Source organism: Algoriphagus machipongonensis (assembly GCF_000166275.1).
Taxonomy (GTDB): Bacteria; Bacteroidota; Bacteroidia; order Cytophagales; family Cyclobacteriaceae; genus Algoriphagus; species Algoriphagus machipongonensis.
Genome location: NZ_CM001023.1, coordinates 1,545,950 through 1,563,014, shown reverse-complemented (window position 1 = coordinate 1,563,014; position 17,065 = coordinate 1,545,950). Strand labels below are relative to the sequence as shown.

20 protein-coding genes and 1 other RNA gene are annotated in these 17,065 nt (G+C 38.6%); 7 read left to right on the top strand and 14 right to left on the bottom strand.

Going from position 1 to position 17,065, the window contains the following annotated elements; genetic code table 11:
• Positions 1-35: 35 nt before the first annotated feature.
• Complete coding sequence (locus ALPR1_RS06790) at positions 36-1,355, top strand: S41 family peptidase (protein WP_008199450.1); 1,320 nt, start codon at positions 36-38, stop codon at positions 1,353-1,355.
• Positions 1,356-1,395: 40 nt separating this feature from the next.
• On the opposite strand, the gene hisIE is transcribed toward ALPR1_RS06790, so the two are convergent.
• The 14 genes from hisIE to ALPR1_RS06720 all read right to left on the bottom strand — a co-directional run bounded on the left by hisIE (position 1,396) and on the right by ALPR1_RS06720 (position 13,912).
• Positions 1,396-1,998: a bifunctional phosphoribosyl-AMP cyclohydrolase/phosphoribosyl-ATP diphosphatase HisIE gene (hisIE, locus tag ALPR1_RS06785; protein WP_008199448.1), complete on the bottom strand. Its 603-nt coding sequence runs from the start codon at positions 1,996-1,998 to the stop codon at positions 1,396-1,398.
• 82 nt (positions 1,999-2,080) lie between these two features.
• Positions 2,081-2,836: an imidazole glycerol phosphate synthase subunit HisF gene (hisF, locus tag ALPR1_RS06780; protein WP_008199446.1), complete on the bottom strand. Its 756-nt coding sequence runs from the start codon at positions 2,834-2,836 to the stop codon at positions 2,081-2,083.
• Positions 2,837-2,951: 115 nt separating this feature from the next.
• Complete coding sequence (gene hisA / locus ALPR1_RS06775) at positions 2,952-3,668, bottom strand: 1-(5-phosphoribosyl)-5-[(5-phosphoribosylamino)methylideneamino]imidazole-4-carboxamide isomerase (protein WP_008199444.1); 717 nt, start codon at positions 3,666-3,668, stop codon at positions 2,952-2,954.
• A 142-nt stretch (positions 3,669-3,810) separates the two neighbouring features.
• Positions 3,811-4,407, bottom strand: a complete 597-nt coding sequence (gene hisH / locus ALPR1_RS06770; protein ID WP_008199443.1) for an imidazole glycerol phosphate synthase subunit HisH — start codon at positions 4,405-4,407, stop codon at positions 3,811-3,813.
• Between the two features lie 73 nt (positions 4,408-4,480).
• Positions 4,481-5,260, bottom strand: a complete 780-nt coding sequence (locus ALPR1_RS06765) for a phenylalanine 4-monooxygenase (RefSeq protein ID WP_008199442.1) — start codon at positions 5,258-5,260, stop codon at positions 4,481-4,483.
• A gap of 390 nt (positions 5,261-5,650) precedes the next feature.
• The gene (locus tag ALPR1_RS06760; RefSeq protein ID WP_008199441.1) at positions 5,651-6,670 is read right to left on the bottom strand and encodes a bifunctional 3-deoxy-7-phosphoheptulonate synthase/chorismate mutase; all 1,020 of its coding nucleotides are present in this window, start codon (positions 6,668-6,670) and stop codon (positions 5,651-5,653) included.
• 86 nt (positions 6,671-6,756) lie between these two features.
• Entirely contained in the window at positions 6,757-7,530 is a 774-nt protein-coding gene (trpA, locus tag ALPR1_RS06755) for a tryptophan synthase subunit alpha (protein ID WP_008199439.1), read from the bottom strand.
• Between the two features lie 194 nt (positions 7,531-7,724).
• Positions 7,725-8,903 (bottom strand): tryptophan synthase subunit beta, encoded by a 1,179-nt coding sequence (gene trpB, locus ALPR1_RS06750; RefSeq protein ID WP_008199438.1) that lies wholly within the window; start codon positions 8,901-8,903, stop codon positions 7,725-7,727.
• Positions 8,904-8,949: 46 nt separating this feature from the next.
• The gene (locus tag ALPR1_RS06745; RefSeq protein ID WP_008199436.1) at positions 8,950-9,576 is read right to left on the bottom strand and encodes a phosphoribosylanthranilate isomerase; all 627 of its coding nucleotides are present in this window, start codon (positions 9,574-9,576) and stop codon (positions 8,950-8,952) included.
• Entirely contained in the window at positions 9,576-10,397 is an 822-nt protein-coding gene (trpC, locus tag ALPR1_RS06740; protein WP_008199434.1) for an indole-3-glycerol phosphate synthase TrpC, read from the bottom strand. Before trpC ends, ALPR1_RS06745 begins: the two co-directional genes overlap by 1 nt.
• A 5-nt stretch (positions 10,398-10,402) precedes the next feature.
• Positions 10,403-11,413, bottom strand: coding sequence for an anthranilate phosphoribosyltransferase (gene trpD / locus ALPR1_RS06735; protein WP_008199432.1), 1,011 nt, complete (start codon positions 11,411-11,413; stop codon positions 10,403-10,405).
• A 31-nt stretch (positions 11,414-11,444) separates the two neighbouring features.
• Entirely contained in the window at positions 11,445-12,011 is a 567-nt protein-coding gene (locus ALPR1_RS06730) for an anthranilate synthase component II (protein ID WP_008199431.1), read from the bottom strand.
• Between the two features lie 67 nt (positions 12,012-12,078).
• Positions 12,079-12,465, bottom strand: a complete 387-nt coding sequence (locus tag ALPR1_RS06725) for a four helix bundle protein (RefSeq protein WP_008199430.1) — start codon at positions 12,463-12,465, stop codon at positions 12,079-12,081.
• 34 nt (positions 12,466-12,499) lie between these two features.
• Positions 12,500-13,912, bottom strand: coding sequence for an anthranilate synthase component I family protein (locus ALPR1_RS06720; RefSeq protein ID WP_008199429.1), 1,413 nt, complete (start codon positions 13,910-13,912; stop codon positions 12,500-12,502).
• A 319-nt stretch (positions 13,913-14,231) separates the two neighbouring features.
• On the opposite strand from ALPR1_RS06720, the gene ALPR1_RS06715 reads away from it, so the two are divergent.
• The 6 genes from ALPR1_RS06715 (at position 14,232) to ALPR1_RS06695 (ending at position 17,049) form a co-directional block, all read left to right on the top strand.
• A complete protein-coding gene (locus ALPR1_RS06715) occupies positions 14,232-14,774 on the top strand; it encodes a hypothetical protein (protein ID WP_008199428.1) in 543 nt (180 codons plus the stop codon).
• A gap of 40 nt (positions 14,775-14,814) precedes the next feature.
• A complete protein-coding gene (locus ALPR1_RS06710; protein ID WP_008199427.1) occupies positions 14,815-15,042 on the top strand; it encodes a hypothetical protein in 228 nt (75 codons plus the stop codon).
• A 121-nt stretch (positions 15,043-15,163) separates the two neighbouring features.
• An RNA gene (gene ffs / locus ALPR1_RS20515) (signal recognition particle sRNA small type) lies at positions 15,164-15,250 on the top strand.
• Positions 15,251-15,427: 177 nt separating this feature from the next.
• Complete coding sequence (fsa, locus tag ALPR1_RS06705) at positions 15,428-16,087, top strand: fructose-6-phosphate aldolase (protein ID WP_008199426.1); 660 nt, start codon at positions 15,428-15,430, stop codon at positions 16,085-16,087.
• A 45-nt stretch (positions 16,088-16,132) separates the two neighbouring features.
• Positions 16,133-16,336: a hypothetical protein gene (locus ALPR1_RS06700; protein WP_008199425.1), complete on the top strand. Its 204-nt coding sequence runs from the start codon at positions 16,133-16,135 to the stop codon at positions 16,334-16,336.
• A gap of 2 nt (positions 16,337-16,338) precedes the next feature.
• Entirely contained in the window at positions 16,339-17,049 is a 711-nt protein-coding gene (locus tag ALPR1_RS06695; protein ID WP_008199424.1) for a cell division ATP-binding protein FtsE, read from the top strand.
• The last annotated feature ends 16 nt before the right edge of the window (positions 17,050-17,065 follow it).

Below are 17,065 nucleotides of genomic sequence, written 5' to 3'. Positions count from 1 at the left end.
TTCTTGACTCATACCATATTCATTTACCAATAAGCATGAAAAAGACATTTTGGCTATTTACGATGGTAATTTTGGTTTTTTGGTCTTGTCAATCAAAAGATGACCCTATTCCAAATCCAGATTCAATTGAAGTCAAAAATGCGATTTATGATGCACTGGAAGAGTGGTATTACTGGAATCAAGAATTACCTGAACGACCTGAGCCCAAGGGGTTTGACAGTAATCAGGAATACCTAGAAGCTTTAAAATTCAAACCCCTTGACCGGTTTTCTTACATTACTACTATTGAGGATTTCAACAATTCTTTCGTAGGTAAAAATGCCGGTCATGGTTTTGGCTTTGCCTTCGATGCAAATGAAAAACTCTTTTTAACCTTTGTCTATGATGATGCCCCAGCAGGAAAAGATGGCTGGAAACGAGGTTGGGAAATAATAGAAATTAATGGAAAGGCAATCTCAGAATATAAAAATGGTGCAGGTTCTTATGATTTTCAATTAGGAAACGCGGAAGCTGGAATCACAAATAGCTTTACATTTAAATTACCCGATGGGTCTACCACAAGTAGAAGTAATACGAAAGCAGAATATCAATCCAACTCAATTCTCCATCAGGAGGTAATTGAGAGAGGTGGAAAAAAAATTGGCTATTGGGTTTACAACAGTTTCAAAGCCACTGCGGGTCTAAGTCCCACACAAAGTAAAGAAGTTCAGGAATCCTTAGATTTTTTTCAAGATCAAAATATATCTGAACTCATTATTGACCTGAGGTACAATGGTGGAGGGTCTGTGGATGTTGCCGAACAAATCATGAACTTTTTGATTCAGGCAAAGGATAATGAAAAGCTTATGTATACCAATAAGCTCAATAGCCTAAAAGCAAATTTTGAAAGGGAAACCCTTTTCAAAAAACAAGGCGGGTTAAACCTCTCTCAACTCGTTTTTATCACTTCAAGAGGAAGTGCTTCAGCATCCGAATTGGTCATTAATAGCCTAAACCCTTATTTCGACATTACTTTAATCGGGGATAATACCTATGGAAAACCCGTAGGCTCTTTTCCATTATCCAATTATAACAATACCTTAAAATCCAATAATGTTGAGCTTGTACCAATCACTTTTGCCACTGCCAATGCAGAAGGGAATGCTGAATATTTTGATGGGTTTGAACCGGATTTTTTGGTAGGTGACAGCCCCCAGTTTAATTGGGGAGATCCTAATGACTTAAGGCTAAAAGCAGCTTTGGAGTTTTTAGAAAACGGAAATGTGAACGCCAGAATTCAAAACAGTTACTTTCGACCTTCTTGGGAAATGATAGATGCTTTTGAAGGCCTCAGAAAAGAGTTTCCCGTCTATTAAAAATTAAAGCCTGTGAGAGAAATCAGGCTTTAATCATTTTCTATTTTTTATGTCGTTCAATCAGAACATCCATCACCTCATCTAGTTCATAACCTTTGGCTTCCAAAAGCACTAAATAGTGATAGAGTAAGTCTGCTGCTTCCCCCATGAAAAGCTCTTTATTATCATCTTTCGCTTCAATCACAATTTCTACTGCTTCTTCTCCTACTTTCTGAGCTACTTTATTGATGCCTTTGGCAAATAAGCTTGCTGTATAAGATTGATCCGTTGGGTTGTTCTTACGGTCTTTAATGATAGCTCTCAATTGATCTATAAAGCCCGTCTTAGAAGAATTCCCCTCATTAAAGCAGGTATCTGCTCCAGTGTGACAAGTTGGGCCTTTAGGATTGGCTTTTACCAATAGGGAATCGCCATCACAATCTACTGCGATACTAACCAGTTCCATAAAATTACCGGAAGTCTCACCTTTGGTCCAAAGTCGGTTTTTGCTTCGGCTGAAAAAAGTAACCATTCCACTTTCCTTCGTTTTTGTCAAAGCCTCCTCGTTCATATAGCCCTGCATCAATACTTTTCCGCTAATAGCATCTTGTACAATTGCCGGAACCAAACCGTCCATTTTTTTAAAATCTATGTTCATATCCATTCTAACCTTTGGTGTTTCTAAAACCCCGAAGGTTTATTTAGTTAAAACCTTCGAGGTCTTGAAGACCTCAAAGGTTATTCCCTTATTTTCTTATACTGATTGCTGCACCTGCGAGATAACTTTTCAACTCAGGAATACCAATTTCTTTAAAGTGAAAAATACTGGCCGCTAAAGCAGCATCTGCTTTCCCAAAGGTAAACACATCTTTGAAATGTTCCATTTTCCCAGCTCCTCCCGAAGCAATAACTGGAATACTGAGAGCTGATGATATCTCAGCCAAAAGAGCATTTGAAAAACCTGCCTTGGTTCCATCATGATCCATGGAAGTCAACAGAATTTCTCCAGCACCTCGATCACAGACCTCTTGAGCCCACTCTTGGGTCTTTAGCAAAGTAGCTTTTCTTCCACCATGTGTATGCACAAAGTCAATTCCATCGACATTTCGCGTATCGATCGCCACCACGATACATTGAGAACCAAATTCTGCCGCCATTTCATTGATGATCTGAGGATTTTTCACCGCAGATGAATTGATAGAAATTTTATCTGCCCCTGCATTCAAAAGCACTTTCACATCTTCCACCGTAGAAATCCCTCCTCCTACTGTAAATGGAATGTTGATTGCCTTTGCCACTTTGGTCACCAATTCAGCTAAGGTTTTTCTTTTGTCAACTGTCGCTGTAATATCCAAAAACACCAATTCATCAGCTCCCTCATCAGAGTAAATCTTCGCCAACTCCACAGGATCTCCTGCATCTCGAAGTTCCACAAAGTTCACTCCTTTGACAGTTCGGCCTTCTTTAATATCGAGGCAGGGGATTATTCGTTTTGTTAACATTTTGAATTGGAATTACTTGTCCGCCATGGCGGGTTTTAAAATTGAAAGATTGGAAAATTATGTTGTAAAGTGGTAAAGTTGTAAGATTTCAGATTTCTAATTTTAGCCTTCTGACTTAAATGAAAGCTGCCAATTCTTCCAGCGTCACTCTTCCCTCATAATAAGCTTTCCCCACGATTGTCCCAAAGACACCGATTTTCTCCAGTTCTTCTAAGTCCTTCACGGAAGAAACTCCTCCACTAGCAATTAATTTAACGTTAGGGATTTCTTCCAATATTTCTTTATATAAGTCTGCTGAAGGGCCCTGAAGCAATCCGTCTTTCGCTACATCTGTGCAAATGACATAACTGATTCCCAGTGCCACATAATCCTTGATAAATGGAATTAAATCCACCGAGGTAGTTTCTTCCCAACCCCCAACAGCAATTTTTCTATTTTTTGCATCAGCTCCTAGAATGATCTTTTCTGAGCCGTAAGTTTTTATCCAAGATTTAAACAAACTGGCATTTTTCACCGCAATACTTCCCCCAGTCACTTGTTTAGCTCCTAATTCAAAAGCTTTTTCTATCTCTTCATCCGCCTGAATTCCTCCACCAAAATCAACTTTTAAGTTCGTTCCTGCACTAATTCGCTGCAACACTTCGCCATTCACGATTTTCTTAGCTTTGGCTCCATCAAGATCCACCAAATGTAGGCGTTGTATTCCGGCACCTTCAAAGCGCTTGGCCATTTCCAACGGGTCATCGTGGTATTCTTTTTTGCTGCTGTAATCGCCCTGACTAAGTCGGACACATTTTCCTCCGATGAGGTCTATTGCTGGGATTATTTGCATCTTTTGAGATTTTAGAAGCAAGATTCAAGAATCAAGAATCAATAACTTAAGGTTTGAGTTAGTTCAATATGGTCTCGACTCCGCTCGACCTGACAAAGGTTTTTGTCACACTGAGCGAAGTCGAAGTGTTTTTACTATACTTTTAAAGAGAAATAAAATTCTCCAATAACTTCTCTCCTACTAAACCACTCTTCTCTGGGTGAGCCTGAATAGCATAATAATTATCCCGATGGAGAATACCGGAGAAATCATGAATATAATGTGTCTGAGCGATGGTAAAGTCACTCAATTCTGCGTAAAAGCTATGCACATAATACACAAATGGTTCGGCTGGTAAATCCTTTAACAAGGGGTTATCTGATAAATTTTCCAACTCATTCCAACCCACATGAGGAACTTTAAATTCCTGCGAATTTTCCGGAATAAATCGTTTAACCTGAACTGGAAAAACTCCTAAACATTCTGTTCTATTTTCTTCAGAATACTCACATAAAAGCTGCAAGCCTAAACAAACCCCTAAGAAAGGCTGCTTCAATTCCTTAATTAAAGAATCCAACTTTCGCTCTTTAAGGTATCTCATCGCAGTACTTGCTTCACCTTGCCCTGGAAAAATCACTTTATCGGCCGCTCGAATCACCTCAGGATCATCTGTCAACTCAGCATTTACCCCAAGTCTTTCTAAAGCGTAGAGTACCGACTGCACATTGCCGGAATTATATTTTATGACTGCTATTTTCATTTTTCAGTATCAAGACGCTAGACTCAAGATTCAAGATTAACCATCCTCAATTCTTATGTCTAGCGTCTAATGTCTATTGTCTTTTCTCTAAAAGCATCTCCTCCAACACTTCCTCTATCTCTGGAAGCGATTCGTAAAGCTGCTCATAATTCTCGATCACAAAGTATTTATCTTGGAAGCGATCTTTCCAGTATTCTTGATTCAAAATCCTTCGAACATCATAATCTATATGATTCGGTTCATTTGAAAGGCTGAATTTAGTCTCTCCTGCTGAACTTAAGATACCTGCACCGTAAATTTTTAGCTCTCCACCCTCTTTTATTAATCCAAACTCTATGGTAAACCAATAAATCCTACTTAAAAGCTGGATCGCCCAAGGATTGTTGATATGTTTTAAAGCTATGCCGGAAAGTTTTTCCAGAAAGTCCACATAAGGTTGATTGGTCAACATGGGCATATGAGCAAATGCATCATGAAACATATCCGGTTCCTGCAAGTAATCCAACTGCTCCATTTTCCTTAGCCAAGTGGATGATGGGAATCGTCTATTGTTTAGTAAGCCAAAAAACAAATCATCATCAATCAAACCAGGAACCACCTGAACTTCCCAACCTGTAGTTTTTGCTAAAATTTGATTCAAATCCTCAAAATTCGCAATTCGATCTGCTGAGAAACCAACGATCTCCACACCATCAAGGTAGGCTTTGGAGGCCGCCTTTGGTAAGTTTGGCATCTGCCTTTCAAAAAGGATCTTCCAAACTTTAAAGTCCTCCGAAGTATATGTGTCATACTCCTGCCTGAGTTTCTGTAATCTCGGATCGCTAAAGACCCAGTCTTTTGGTTTTGAATTCATGTTCTTGCTATTTGGGTATATTCTGTTCTAATTAAATATTCTTCTTTTCAGTTGTCCAGCTTCTCCAGAGGCTAGACGATAACATTGCCGTGGTTTGTGTCTTCACAAACCATATTTTGTTTTCTTCTAATTTCTGTTGTTCTGCTTCTCCATAAGCAGGACGAAATTCATCCTAAGAGATGCAGCTTCTGGAGAAGCAGCAGAACGGTTATTGTTTTTCTAGAAACAAAAAAGGCCTATTCCGCTAGGAATAGGCCTCTATTATTTTTTACCAAAAATCCATAGTCATCCTATCCCTTCATTGAGAATGGTAATAAGAATGATGTACGAAAGTTCTTGGTGTTGGATTCATGCCTCTAATTTAATCAGGTAATTCTAGAAATCAATACTTTACAACAAATCAAATCCTTTCCGCATTGCAAAACTCTCTCTGATCCATGCGGCTAACCTTGCACTTTGTGCGAAATCAAGCGTCTGCTGACCGTCTGAATAAGCTTTTTCAGGAACTTCATGGGATTCATAAATAATTCCATCTGCACCAGACATTACTCCTGCCAAAGCCATTTGTGGCACATAAGCGCGGATACCGATTCCATGAGATGGATCAACTATGACCGGCAAATGCGATTTAGCTTTCAAAATCGGGATTGCATTCAAGTCCAAAGTATTTCTAGAAGCTCTTTCGTAAGTTCTGATTCCTCTTTCACAGAGAATCAATTTCTCATTTCCTCCCGAGAACACGTACTCTGCAGACTGCAATAGTTCTTCGATCGTTCCCGAAATTCCTCGCTTAATCATGACGGCTTTGTCCACCTTACCTAACTCATCAAGCAAATTGAAATTTTGGGAATTTCTAGCTCCTACTTGATATACATCCACATAAGGATACATTTCTTCGATCTGTGAAGTTTGCATCACTTCCGTCACGATCTTTATACCAGCTTCACTGGCGATTTCATGCCATAATTTCAAACCTTCCAACCCTAAACCTCTAAAGGCATATGGACTACTTCTTGGCTTGAAAACTCCTCCACGCATCATCTTGATGTCATTTTCTATACAATGGGCAACCACCGCACGGATTTGCTCCTCGGACTCTATTGAGCAAGGCCCAGTAATTACAGCCATCTCTCCATCCTTGATAAAGATGTTATCTCCCAAATCCACTGAGGTTGGTTTGGCCTTCCACTTTTTGGATACTAATTTATACTCGTCAGAAACAATATGGATATCGACGATGCCATCCATTTGACCAATTTTTCGGATATCAAAATCCTTTTTACCGATCCCGATCAAATAGTCTCCCAACTGGGTTTTTACTTCGGTTGTTTTGTAGCCGATTCCGTTGACCTCACGGATCAATTTATCTTTTTGGCTTTCGGATATATCGGGTTGAAGCTGAATAATCATGGTGAAATACGATTTGCGAAATACGAAGTACGAGACTTCGGATTGATAAATTTTTTATTAGAAAATGAGATAAAATGGCTTACTTTTTATTCAACAATACTTTTTAAATATTTCTGAATATCCTCACTTAAACTTTTAGAATCTTTTACTGTCTTAATAAAAGCCGATCCGATAATTGCTCCATTGCTATATTCTGAAGCTTTAGAGAAAGTCTCGGCATCAGAGATCCCAAAGCCAATCAACCTTGGGTTCTTCAGATTCATTGCTTTTACTCGCTCGAAGTAAGCTATCTGTTCTTCAGAAATCCCGGCCTTCGCCCCTGTTATACTATGGGAGGAGACCATGTAGATAAAGCCATTGGTATTTTCATCAATCTCACGAATTCTATTTTCTGAAGTTTGAGGTGAAATCAAGAAAGTATTCACCAATTCATATTCCTCAAAAAGACTCTTATAGTCATCCAAGTATTGCTGCATTGGTAGATCTGGGAGGATTAATCCATCTATTCCTACTTCTTTGCACTTCTTGCAAAACTCCTCCATTCCATATTGCATGATCGGATTTAGGTAGCCCATCATAACCACTGGAATATGAATTTTGGCACGAAAGCCCTTTAATTGTTCGAAAATCTTTTTCAGCGAAATACCATTTTCCAATGCGATCATATTACTATCCTGAATAGTCGGACCATCAGCCACAGGATCAGAATAGGGAACCCCGATCTCAATGATATCAGCGCCACCTGCTTGGATCGCTTCCATGATTTCCATCGTGCTTTCCAATTCAGGAAACCCTCCTGTAAAATAGATAGAGAGAACGCGTTCCTTTTTAGTATTAAATAATGTATGTATTCGGTTCATTTTTTTCGGAATTGAAAAATTTTAAAATTGGAAAATTGACTTGGGGGTTGGAAGGCGGTAAGGATTGAAAGCTGTGTTACTTCAATATTCTAAATTCAGCATTCATCATTCGAGATTAGATTACTAAAAGGTTGAATGTTTAGAAAAAACCGAAGTTCCATAGACCTTATAAAACCTACTTCATAATTCCAAAATCAATATTTCCCCCATTTAATATAGGTCTCCAGATCTTTGTCTCCTCTACCAGAAAGGTTGACTACGATCACATCATCTTTGGAGTATTCAATTTTATTCAAAGCATAAAGCGCATGTGCAGATTCAATGGCTGGGATAATGCCCTCTAACTTGCTTAACTCTACGCCGGCTTCCATCGCATCTTTATCATCCACGGCTACAAACTCCCCTCTCCCCACATCAAATAAATGGGCATGAACAGGACCTATTCCTGGGTAATCTAAACCTGCTGATATGGAATGCGGCTCTACCACTTGTCCATCTTCAGTTTGCATAAGAATAGTCTTTGAGCCGTGTAAGATCCCTGGCGTCCCTTTGGAAGTGGTAGCTGCTGTCTTTCCAGAATCCACACCTAAACCTCCAGCTTCTGCAGCAACCAATCGTACTTCTGGAGTATTATAATAATGATAAAATGCTCCAGCAGCATTTGATCCACCGCCCACACAAGCAATGACTATATCAGGATTTTCTCTACCTTCTTTTTCTTTCAATTGCCACTTGATTTCCTCTGAAATAACAGACTGAAATCTCGCTACCATTTCTGGATAAGGATGAGGGCCTACAACCGAACCAATGATATAATGGGTATCCACTGGATTATTGATCCAGGCACGCATGGCTTCATTGGTTGCATCTTTTAGAGTCTTGGAACCAGAGGTAGCGGGTACAACTGTCGCACCCAAAATCTTCATTCTTTCCACATTAGGATGCTGACGGGCAATGTCTATTTCTCCCATATAAACGGTACATTCCATCCCCATCAAAGCACAGACTGTAGCTGTTGCTACTCCATGCTGTCCGGCTCCTGTTTCCGCAATAATCCGCTTTTTACCCAGCTTTTTGGCCAGAATAATCTGACCGATGGTGTTGTTCACTTTATGAGCTCCCGTATGACAAAGATCTTCTCTCTTTAGATAAATTTTAGCGCCATACTTTTCAGATAGTCTGGAAGCAAAATAAAGCGGTGTTGGTCTTCCTACATAATCTTTCAACAAACCTCTAAACTCATCCTGAAATTCCTTAGAAGCCATAATTGACTCATAGTTTTCTCTCAGTTCTTCGACATTCGGATGCAACATCTCTGGTATATATGCTCCACCAAATTTGCCGTAAAAGCCCTTTTCATCTACTTTGATCATATATTTTATAGTTGATAGTTTTAGTCCAAGGAACATGGACTAAACACTATGGTCTAATTTTATTTTTAAAACTCTTCAGCTTCTCTATATTCTTCAGCCCTGGTGCATCTTCGAATTTGGAGTTTAAATCGATCCCTTTTAGCTGGGGAGAATTCTCTGCAAATCGAAGTAATTCATCGGCTGACTCCTCATCAATGCCTCCGCTCAGAATGAATGGCACCTCAAAAGGATAATCTTTTAAAATCTGCCAATTAAACTGTTTACCCGAACCACCATGATTCTTTGTAGCTGTGTCAAACAGAAAACATTCTACCAACCCCACATAAGCTCTCAATGTTTCCCATTCTACCCTATCCCCAACCGACACAACTTTCCAAAGCTTTTTATTCGTTTTCAATTTGAGTTCTCGAACATATTCTGGGCTTTCACTCCCATGAAGCTGGATTGCAGAAAGGTTGAACTCCTTAATTTTCTGGAGCACCTCCTCTACCGTTTCATCTACAAAAACACCCACTTTAGGAAGCGAAACTTTTGCTAACTCCTTTACTTTTTCAGAAGGCACAAAACGTGGAGACTTGGCATAAAAAATCAATCCCATCCAATCGGGTTGGATTTCTTCGACCAAAGCCAGAATATTATCCGGCTCCCGCATACCACATACTTTGATTTGCATCAGACCTTATTCAATGCTATTTCTTTCGATAGCAACTTTTTATATTCCTTGATAAAAGTGTACGCAGACTGTTCTGGTCTAGCAGATTTCATGAAATTCTCACCAATCAGAAACCCGTCAAATCCAGATTTCTTTAAGGTTACTAAGGTTTCTGGCTTAGAAATCCCACTTTCTGAAATTTTTACAAATTCAGAAGGTATTCGATCCACTAATTCTAACGATGTATCTAAGGAAACGTCAAAAGTCTTCAGGTTACGATTATTTACTCCCACCAAGTCCAAATCATCACATAAACTTCTTTCCAATTCCTCTCCATCATGCACCTCCATCAACACTTCCAGCCCTAAGTTTTTGGCAAAAGCTGCCAATTCCTTCAATCTCTTTGGCTCCAAAGCAGCTGCAATCAATAAAACACAATCAGCGCCTATAGATTTTGCTTCCAAAATCTGATATTCATCCACAACAAAGTCCTTTCTTAAGATTGGGCAGTAATTGAATTTTCGAGCAGTCTTCAAATCCTCGTTAGATCCTCCAAAGAAATCTTTGTCTGTCAAAATGGATAATGCTGAAGCCCCCGCCTGCATGTATCCAATACTCACACTTTCTACAGCGGCAGCACCATTGATCAATCCTTTGGAAGGAGATTTTCTTTTAAATTCAGAAATGACACCTGATTTTTCCGGATCTGTCACATATTTTTTCATTGACACTACTTTCCCTTCGAAAAACAGACTTTTCTCTAGTAGTTTCACAGGAACCAAGCTGCTTTTTTCAGCAACTTCTTCATGCTTTCTTGCAATAATTTTATCTAAAATATTCATGTGATTTAGGCTAATGAAACGGTAGTTTTTGGGTTAACAAGTCCTTCAAATACATCCAATGCTTTTCCCGAGAGTAAAACTTCCTCAGCTTTAGCTACGGCATCAGGAAACGAAAGCCCTTCTTGCGCGGTCACCAATGCGGCAGCAGAGTTTGCCAAAACCACCGAATTTTGACTTTTTGTACCTTTTCCTTTGAGGATGGATTCAAATATTTTTGCTGATTCTTCAATTGTCTTTCCCCCCTCAATCGAAGTAGCATCTAATTTTTGCAACCCTAAGTCCTTTGGATTAAGAACTTTTTCTCCTTCATTAGAAATCATTTTAAAATCTCCTGTCAAAGAAATCTCATCGTATCCTTCCATGGCATGAATGATTGAAAATCTAGCATCCATTTCCTGATAAAGGTATCCGTAAAGCCTGGCTAATTCTAAACTAAAGACACCAACCATCTGCTTTTTCGGAAAACTTGGATTAACCATAGGGCCTAGCATGTTGAAGAAAGTTTTTACACCCAAATCCTTTCGGATAGGACCTACATGTTTCATTGCAGGGTGAAAAAGTGGGGCATGTAAAAAACAAATACCTACATCGTCCAGGCTTTGACGAATTTTATCAATATCACTGGTGAATTCATAGCCAAAATAGGCCAAAAGGTTTGAGGAACCACAGATCGATGATACTCCAGTGTTTCCATGTTTAGCCACATTCTGACCAGCTCCTGCCACAATGAAAGAAGAAAGAGTTGAAATATTAAACGTGTCTTTTCCATCACCACCAGTACCACAAAGATCCATCGCATCGTATTCGGCTATATCCACTCCAATGCATCGCTCCAACATAGCCTGACGAAAACCGGAAAGTTCTTCAACCGTAATACTTCGCATCATGTAAACTGTCATAAAAGCCGCAATCTGACTTTGGTTGTAGTCACCTGATGTGATGTTTTTCAAAACCTCTCTGGCCTGCGTTTGGCTAAGAGTCCGATGTTCTATTAAGTGGTTAATAATATCTTTCATAATAAAGGGGGTTGTTAGGGTGTTGCTAGATTTAACTTTCTAGCCAGTTTTTTATGATTTGGATACCATTTTCTGTCAAGATACTTTCTGGATGAAACTGTAATCCTCTGACATCAAACTTCTTGTGTCTTACTGCCATGATCTGTTGATCTGGTGTTCTGGCAATCACTTCAAGATCCTCGGAAAGGGTGATTTCATTGATTACCCAAGAGTGATATCTACCAATACTAAAAGTATCGGGAACCTCTTTGAAAAGCAAATCATCCGAAACTTTTACCGTAGAAGACACTCCATGAAGCACTTCTGATAAATTGGTTAAATCTCCACCAAAGGCCTCTCCTATAGCCTGATGTCCTAAACAAACACCCAAAATTGACTTGGTATCCGCGTATTTTTTAATCAGCTCCGGCATAATACCCGCATTTTCTGGAATTCCGGGTCCTGGAGAAAGTAGGATTTTATCGTACTGATCTACCTCTTCCACTGTTATTTTATCGTTACGATAAACATCCATTTGCCCTCCATAACCCAATTGCCTAATGATATAAACCAGGTTATAGGTAAAGGAATCATAATTATCTAGGACTAAGATTCTCATCTTTATTGTTTTATTTTTCCGTATTGTAATTGAAAGATTGAAAAATTCGAAAATTGGAATATTGGATTCATTTCCCTTTTTTCTTCTGTTCAAATCCCTTCAAGTATTTAATAAATCCTTTTATCTCACTGGAAATCTGAATCATCTCTTGATAGAGAAATTCATATTCTTTTTCTGTTATTTTATTTGCTTTAACTAATAAAAACAGTTGACTTCTTAGCTCTCCAGCAGATCCTTTAGCAATAGCTAAGTATTTTATAAATTGACGATTACTGTTGTACTCAAACCCTTCTGCTATATTGTTTGAAATTGAAATTGCAGCTCCTATAAGTTGATCCTTTGCTCGATAATCCCTTACCAAATGATTTGACTCTACCAGTTGGTAAATTTTCAATCCTATTTCGATTGCATGGTTCCAAACATTTAAATCTTCAAATCGATCAACCTTTGCCATAATTTTTCAACTTTAAAATCTTACAATTTTTCAATCAAATATTCTCCGCCGCACGAAGTGCAACTCGTAAGGCTTCCAGTTTATTGGCCACTTCTTGCAATTCTGATGGAATGGTTGATTTGGCAACTACCCCAGCTCCTGCTTGAAATCTCAGATGATTGTTTTCTGAGACAAAAGACCTGATTAATATGGCATGATTGAAATCTCCGTTGAAGCCCAAATACCCAATGGCTCCTCCGTAAAACTCTCTGGAGACATTTTCTAATTCGTCAATTAGCTGCATTGCCCGATACTTTGGTGCTCCTGAAAGCGTTCCAGCCGGAAATGTATCTGCTACCAGCTGTAAAGGGTTGGCTTTTTCTGGCAACTCTCCTGTAACCTTTGAAACCAAGTGGATCACATGAGAGTAATACTGGATTTCTTTGAAAACATCCACCGTTACTTTCTCAGAAGTCCTGCTTAAGTCATTTCTAGCCAAATCCACTAACATGACATGTTCTGAATTCTCTTTTGGATCATCGTAAAGCTTTCTTGCCAAAGCTGCATCCTCCTGATCATTACCAGTCCTTCGGAAAGTCCCTGCAATGGGATAAATCGTGGCTTTATTTTCTTTCACCACGATCTGGGCTTCCGGTGAACTTCCGAAAACTTTAAAAGAGCCATAATCGAAATAGAATAAATAAGGCGATGGGTTTACAGAGCGTAAAGCTCGATATACATTAAATTCATCGCCTTTAAATTCTGTGCTAAATCTTCTGGAAAGCACGATCTGAAAAACATCGCCTTTAAAGCAATGCTCTCTTCCTTGATTTAATATCTTTAAAAACTCCTCATCCGTGTAGTTTGAGTTTTCTTCCCCTACTCGCTTAAATGAATAACTCGGAATATTTTTATTCGCCAGTAAACGCTCGATTTCATCCATCAACTCAGGATTTTCTGCCCCAGCGATGCGATGTTCCAAAAGGTGCAATTCATTTTTATAATGGTCCACCACAATAATATTTTGGTAGACAGAGTACTGCATCATAGGAACCGCATTTGGCTCCGTATTTTCAAGTTGGATATCCTCAAAATATGCAACTGAATCGTACTTGATATATCCAAAAAGTCCATTGGAACTGAACTTGAATTTATCCTGAGAGATATCAAATTTATTTCCAAAAGCTCTTAGACTATCCATCAGCCTCTGATCTGAGTTAACCTCATACGAAACCGAATGTCCAAGAGGAAGAGTTTCTTCTACTTTACCTGCATTGAAAGTAAAAGTAGCCAATGGATTAAAACAGATATAGGAATAGCTATTTTCGTGTCCATGGTAATCAGAACTCTCCAAAAGAATCGGATTGGCAAATCGATCTCGGATTTGCAGATAAATACTCACAGGAGTAATTGTATCCGCTAATCGCTTTCTATAAGTGGTTAAAATCGGGAGTTTTACTTGAGTCATTTCGTGGTTATTTTCAATAAAAAAGGCTTACCGGAAATCCAGTAAGCCTTTTATACTATATCGTAACGCAAATTTTATTGCAGGGGCTTTCTAAACTTCCTTTTGGAAAGAATAAGAATGCCACCACCAATATTTGTTTGCGAATGTTTTCATAAGAATGGCAGCAAATTTAGAAAGGGATTATGAAGTACAAAGCATCAAGTCATTTTTTTTTCAAAAAAAATTCTTCACTTCAGAAATTTCGCTGCTCCAAAAGATGCAATCCTTGTAAACTATAAAGTCTTGAACTCGTAAAACAATATTCTAAACTACACTTCAGATGAAAAATTTAATTGCTATTGGAGTATTTTTCTTAACAGTAAGTTCTTTTGCTCAAAACGGCCCAAAATGGAGCACACCCGTCATGGATATTCCATACGGAACAGAATTAGATTCCTCGGTAAGTTTAAAAATTGACAAAGGTTTTTTATTTGCCGACCTAATTAAAGAATCGAATGACACGAGGATTTTCTTTCATAAAGATATTCAGAGCCTCTCCAAAGTAAGGATAGTCAACAATCAAACGAATGAACTGATAGCAAAAGGAAGAGGTAGTTACTTTTTTGGCTCAGCAAGGTTTGAGTTTGCTGATGGGGAAACCATAAAAATCCAACGAAAGAAAAATCCTAATGGATATGAAATCATAGGCCCCTATGGAGTATTATTCAAGGTAGAAAACCAAGGAATAGGCTATGCAAAAACTTATAGCGATCAGGAGTTATTGATACAGGCCTTTTACGTATTTGATCGAATTAAAGAGACTCAAACACCGACTGAGGAATACAATCAATTTTATTCCTACCCATATACTTCTAGATATTAAGAGAAGAAATGATTTTCTACCTTTGCAATAAAAAGCAATTATGGCAAAAGTTCTTTCCCATTATTTTAAAAGAGTCTTTGATGACTATCAGGTACTTGTTCAGGTCAACCCCGAGGATTTTACTGGATTAGAACTGATCATCCACCCTGATGGAAAAGTTGAAAAAACTGAAATGGAATTTGACGAAGAAATTTTTGAGGATTTAGAGGTTGACGAATTTAAAACTTGTAGTCCTTTAGAGTTTCAACTTCAAGCTTCCAAAGCATAGAAAATTTTATTTGAAAGATTCTGAATAATTATCGCATTGACAGTCAGTACAGATAATAGATATCAAAGCAAATATTCCATTCAGGGATTGTAAACTGTAATTTTTGCCTTACCTTTGTGGCCTAGCGGCACGACCAGCTCCTGCTGAATCCCCCAGGTCCGGAAGGAAGCAAGGGTAGGCGGTTGTAGCGGTGCGATGCCGCTTCTTTTTTACCCTTTTTTTTGTGAAGCAGTGCATTATCAAGTTCCTAATCTTGATTAATCTTCTAACTTTGTCCACTGCAATTAAATCTATTTAACCCATCTAAAGTCTTATTGTAGGAGTACAATTCATTTGTACATAACTTTAAAGGAAGTTAGGTGACCATTTTATTAACAATTCAATCATGAAATTCTTTATTGACACCGCAAATCTGGACGAAATCAGAGAAGCATATGACCTTGGTGTATTGGATGGTGTAACTACCAACCCATCACTTATGGCAAAGGAAGGCATCAGCGGAGCAGAAAATGTAACTGCGCACTACAAAGCTATTTGTAACATCGTTGATGATAAAGTAAGTGCCGAAGTCATCTCTACTGACTATGAAGGCATGATCAAAGAAGGAAAAGAGCTTGCCAAAATTGATGACAAAATCGTGGTGAAAATTCCGATGATCAAAGATGGTGTGAAAGCAATCAAATATTTTCACAGTGAAGGAATTCGCACTAACTGTACTTTGGTATTTTCTTCAGGTCAAGCAATTCTTGCTGCAAAAGCTGGAGCCACCTATCTTTCTCCATTCATTGGCCGATTAGATGACATCTCTTATGACGGGTTGGAGCTAATCGAACAGATTGTTCATATCTACCAAAATTACGGCTTTGATACACAAGTGTTAGCAGCTTCTGTAAGACATACCATGCATTTGATAAAATGTGCAGAAATTGGAGCAGACGTTGTGACTTGTCCTTTAAAAGTTATCACTGGCTTATTAAAACACCCGCTGACGGATTCAGGATTGGCACAGTTTCTGGCTGATCATGCGAAAGCGGCAGGAAAATAACAATGAAAAGGCCGGCATTCGTCGGCCTTTTTTTAACTTCCACGTATGTATATCATTAAAGTAAAAGGCAAAGCTAAAATTCCAGACTACATCCAAATCAGAGATGAGAACTTTGTGTTGGTTGCTTATTTTAGAGCAGACCGACCCTTGAAAAATATTGAGAAATTTGGATTGGAGGGAAAAGAAACTGAATTGGAAAACCTAATTCAAGAATTGCCTTTTGGGAAACTTAAAAAATTAGATCTGTGAAGATGGATTTTACCACAGAACCTGTTCTCCAGGTAACCAATGCCACAATATTCCAAGGAATGGATCCCGTCTTGACTGACGTGGATTTTTCAGTCGAGCAACACGAATTTGTATTTTTAATCGGAAGAACCGGAAGTGGTAAAAGCTCGTTGTTAAAAACTTTATACGCTGATTTGGCATTAAAAAGCGGGAAAGTTGAGATTGCTGGCTTTGACCTCACCCAAATCAAAACCAAGGAAATCCCCTTTTTAAGAAGGAAAATCGGCATCGTATTTCAGGACTTTCAGCTTTTTAGTGATAGAACTGTCGCTGAGAACTTAAATTTTGTCATGAAAGCTACGGGCTGGAAGGACTCTTCTAAAATAAAAGCCCGAATGGCTGAAGTCCTTCTTCTTGTAGGATTGAATAATGCCGCAAGTAAAATGCCTCACCAGCTTTCTGGAGGGGAACAACAACGTGTGGTAATTGCAAGAGCTTTGCTCAATGAACCCTCTATCTTATTGGCGGATGAGCCTACTGGAAACCTTGATCCAGATGTAGCGGATGGGATATTCAAACTATTTCAAGAAATTAATAAAAAAGGAACATCTATATTGATGGCAACCCATAACCATGAGTTACTTCGTAAATACCCATACAGAGTACTTAAGTGTGAAAATGGGAAATTGCTAGACAGCAAGACACACGATGTATCCTTTGGGTCAACGTATTGACAAAAAATCCTCAAAA

Coding starts and splice junctions, on each gene's coding strand:
- ALPR1_RS06720 (WP_008199429.1), bottom strand. CDS start 13,912: ATGACTCAAGTAAAACTCCCGATTTTAACCACTTATAGAAAGCGATTA.
- trpB (WP_008199438.1), bottom strand. CDS start 8,903: ATGATCAAAGTAGATGAAAAGGGCTTTTACGGCAAATTTGGTGGAGCA.
- trpC (WP_008199434.1), bottom strand. CDS start 10,397: ATGAATATTTTAGATAAAATTATTGCAAGAAAGCATGAAGAAGTTGCT.
- ALPR1_RS06695 (WP_008199424.1), top strand. CDS start 16,339: ATGGATTTTACCACAGAACCTGTTCTCCAGGTAACCAATGCCACAATA.
- hisA (WP_008199444.1), bottom strand. CDS start 3,668: ATGCAAATAATCCCAGCAATAGACCTCATCGGAGGAAAATGTGTCCGA.
- trpD (WP_008199432.1), bottom strand. CDS start 11,413: ATGAAAGATATTATTAACCACTTAATAGAACATCGGACTCTTAGCCAA.
- ALPR1_RS06745 (WP_008199436.1), bottom strand. CDS start 9,576: ATGCAAATCAAAGTATGTGGTATGCGGGAGCCGGATAATATTCTGGCT.
- ALPR1_RS06725 (WP_008199430.1), bottom strand. CDS start 12,465: ATGGCAAAGGTTGATCGATTTGAAGATTTAAATGTTTGGAACCATGCA.
- ALPR1_RS06700 (WP_008199425.1), top strand. CDS start 16,133: ATGTATATCATTAAAGTAAAAGGCAAAGCTAAAATTCCAGACTACATC.
- hisF (WP_008199446.1), bottom strand. CDS start 2,836: ATGTTAACAAAACGAATAATCCCCTGCCTCGATATTAAAGAAGGCCGA.
- hisH (WP_008199443.1), bottom strand. CDS start 4,407: ATGAAAATAGCAGTCATAAAATATAATTCCGGCAATGTGCAGTCGGTA.
- ALPR1_RS06730 (WP_008199431.1), bottom strand. CDS start 12,011: ATGAGAATCTTAGTCCTAGATAATTATGATTCCTTTACCTATAACCTG.
- trpA (WP_008199439.1), bottom strand. CDS start 7,530: ATGAACCGAATACATACATTATTTAATACTAAAAAGGAACGCGTTCTC.
- ALPR1_RS06790 (WP_008199450.1), top strand. CDS start 36: ATGAAAAAGACATTTTGGCTATTTACGATGGTAATTTTGGTTTTTTGG.
- ALPR1_RS06715 (WP_008199428.1), top strand. CDS start 14,232: ATGAAAAATTTAATTGCTATTGGAGTATTTTTCTTAACAGTAAGTTCT.
- hisIE (WP_008199448.1), bottom strand. CDS start 1,998: ATGGATATGAACATAGATTTTAAAAAAATGGACGGTTTGGTTCCGGCA.
- fsa (WP_008199426.1), top strand. CDS start 15,428: ATGAAATTCTTTATTGACACCGCAAATCTGGACGAAATCAGAGAAGCA.
- ALPR1_RS06765 (WP_008199442.1), bottom strand. CDS start 5,260: ATGAATTCAAAACCAAAAGACTGGGTCTTTAGCGATCCGAGATTACAG.
- ALPR1_RS06760 (WP_008199441.1), bottom strand. CDS start 6,670: ATGATTATTCAGCTTCAACCCGATATATCCGAAAGCCAAAAAGATAAA.
- ALPR1_RS06710 (WP_008199427.1), top strand. CDS start 14,815: ATGGCAAAAGTTCTTTCCCATTATTTTAAAAGAGTCTTTGATGACTAT.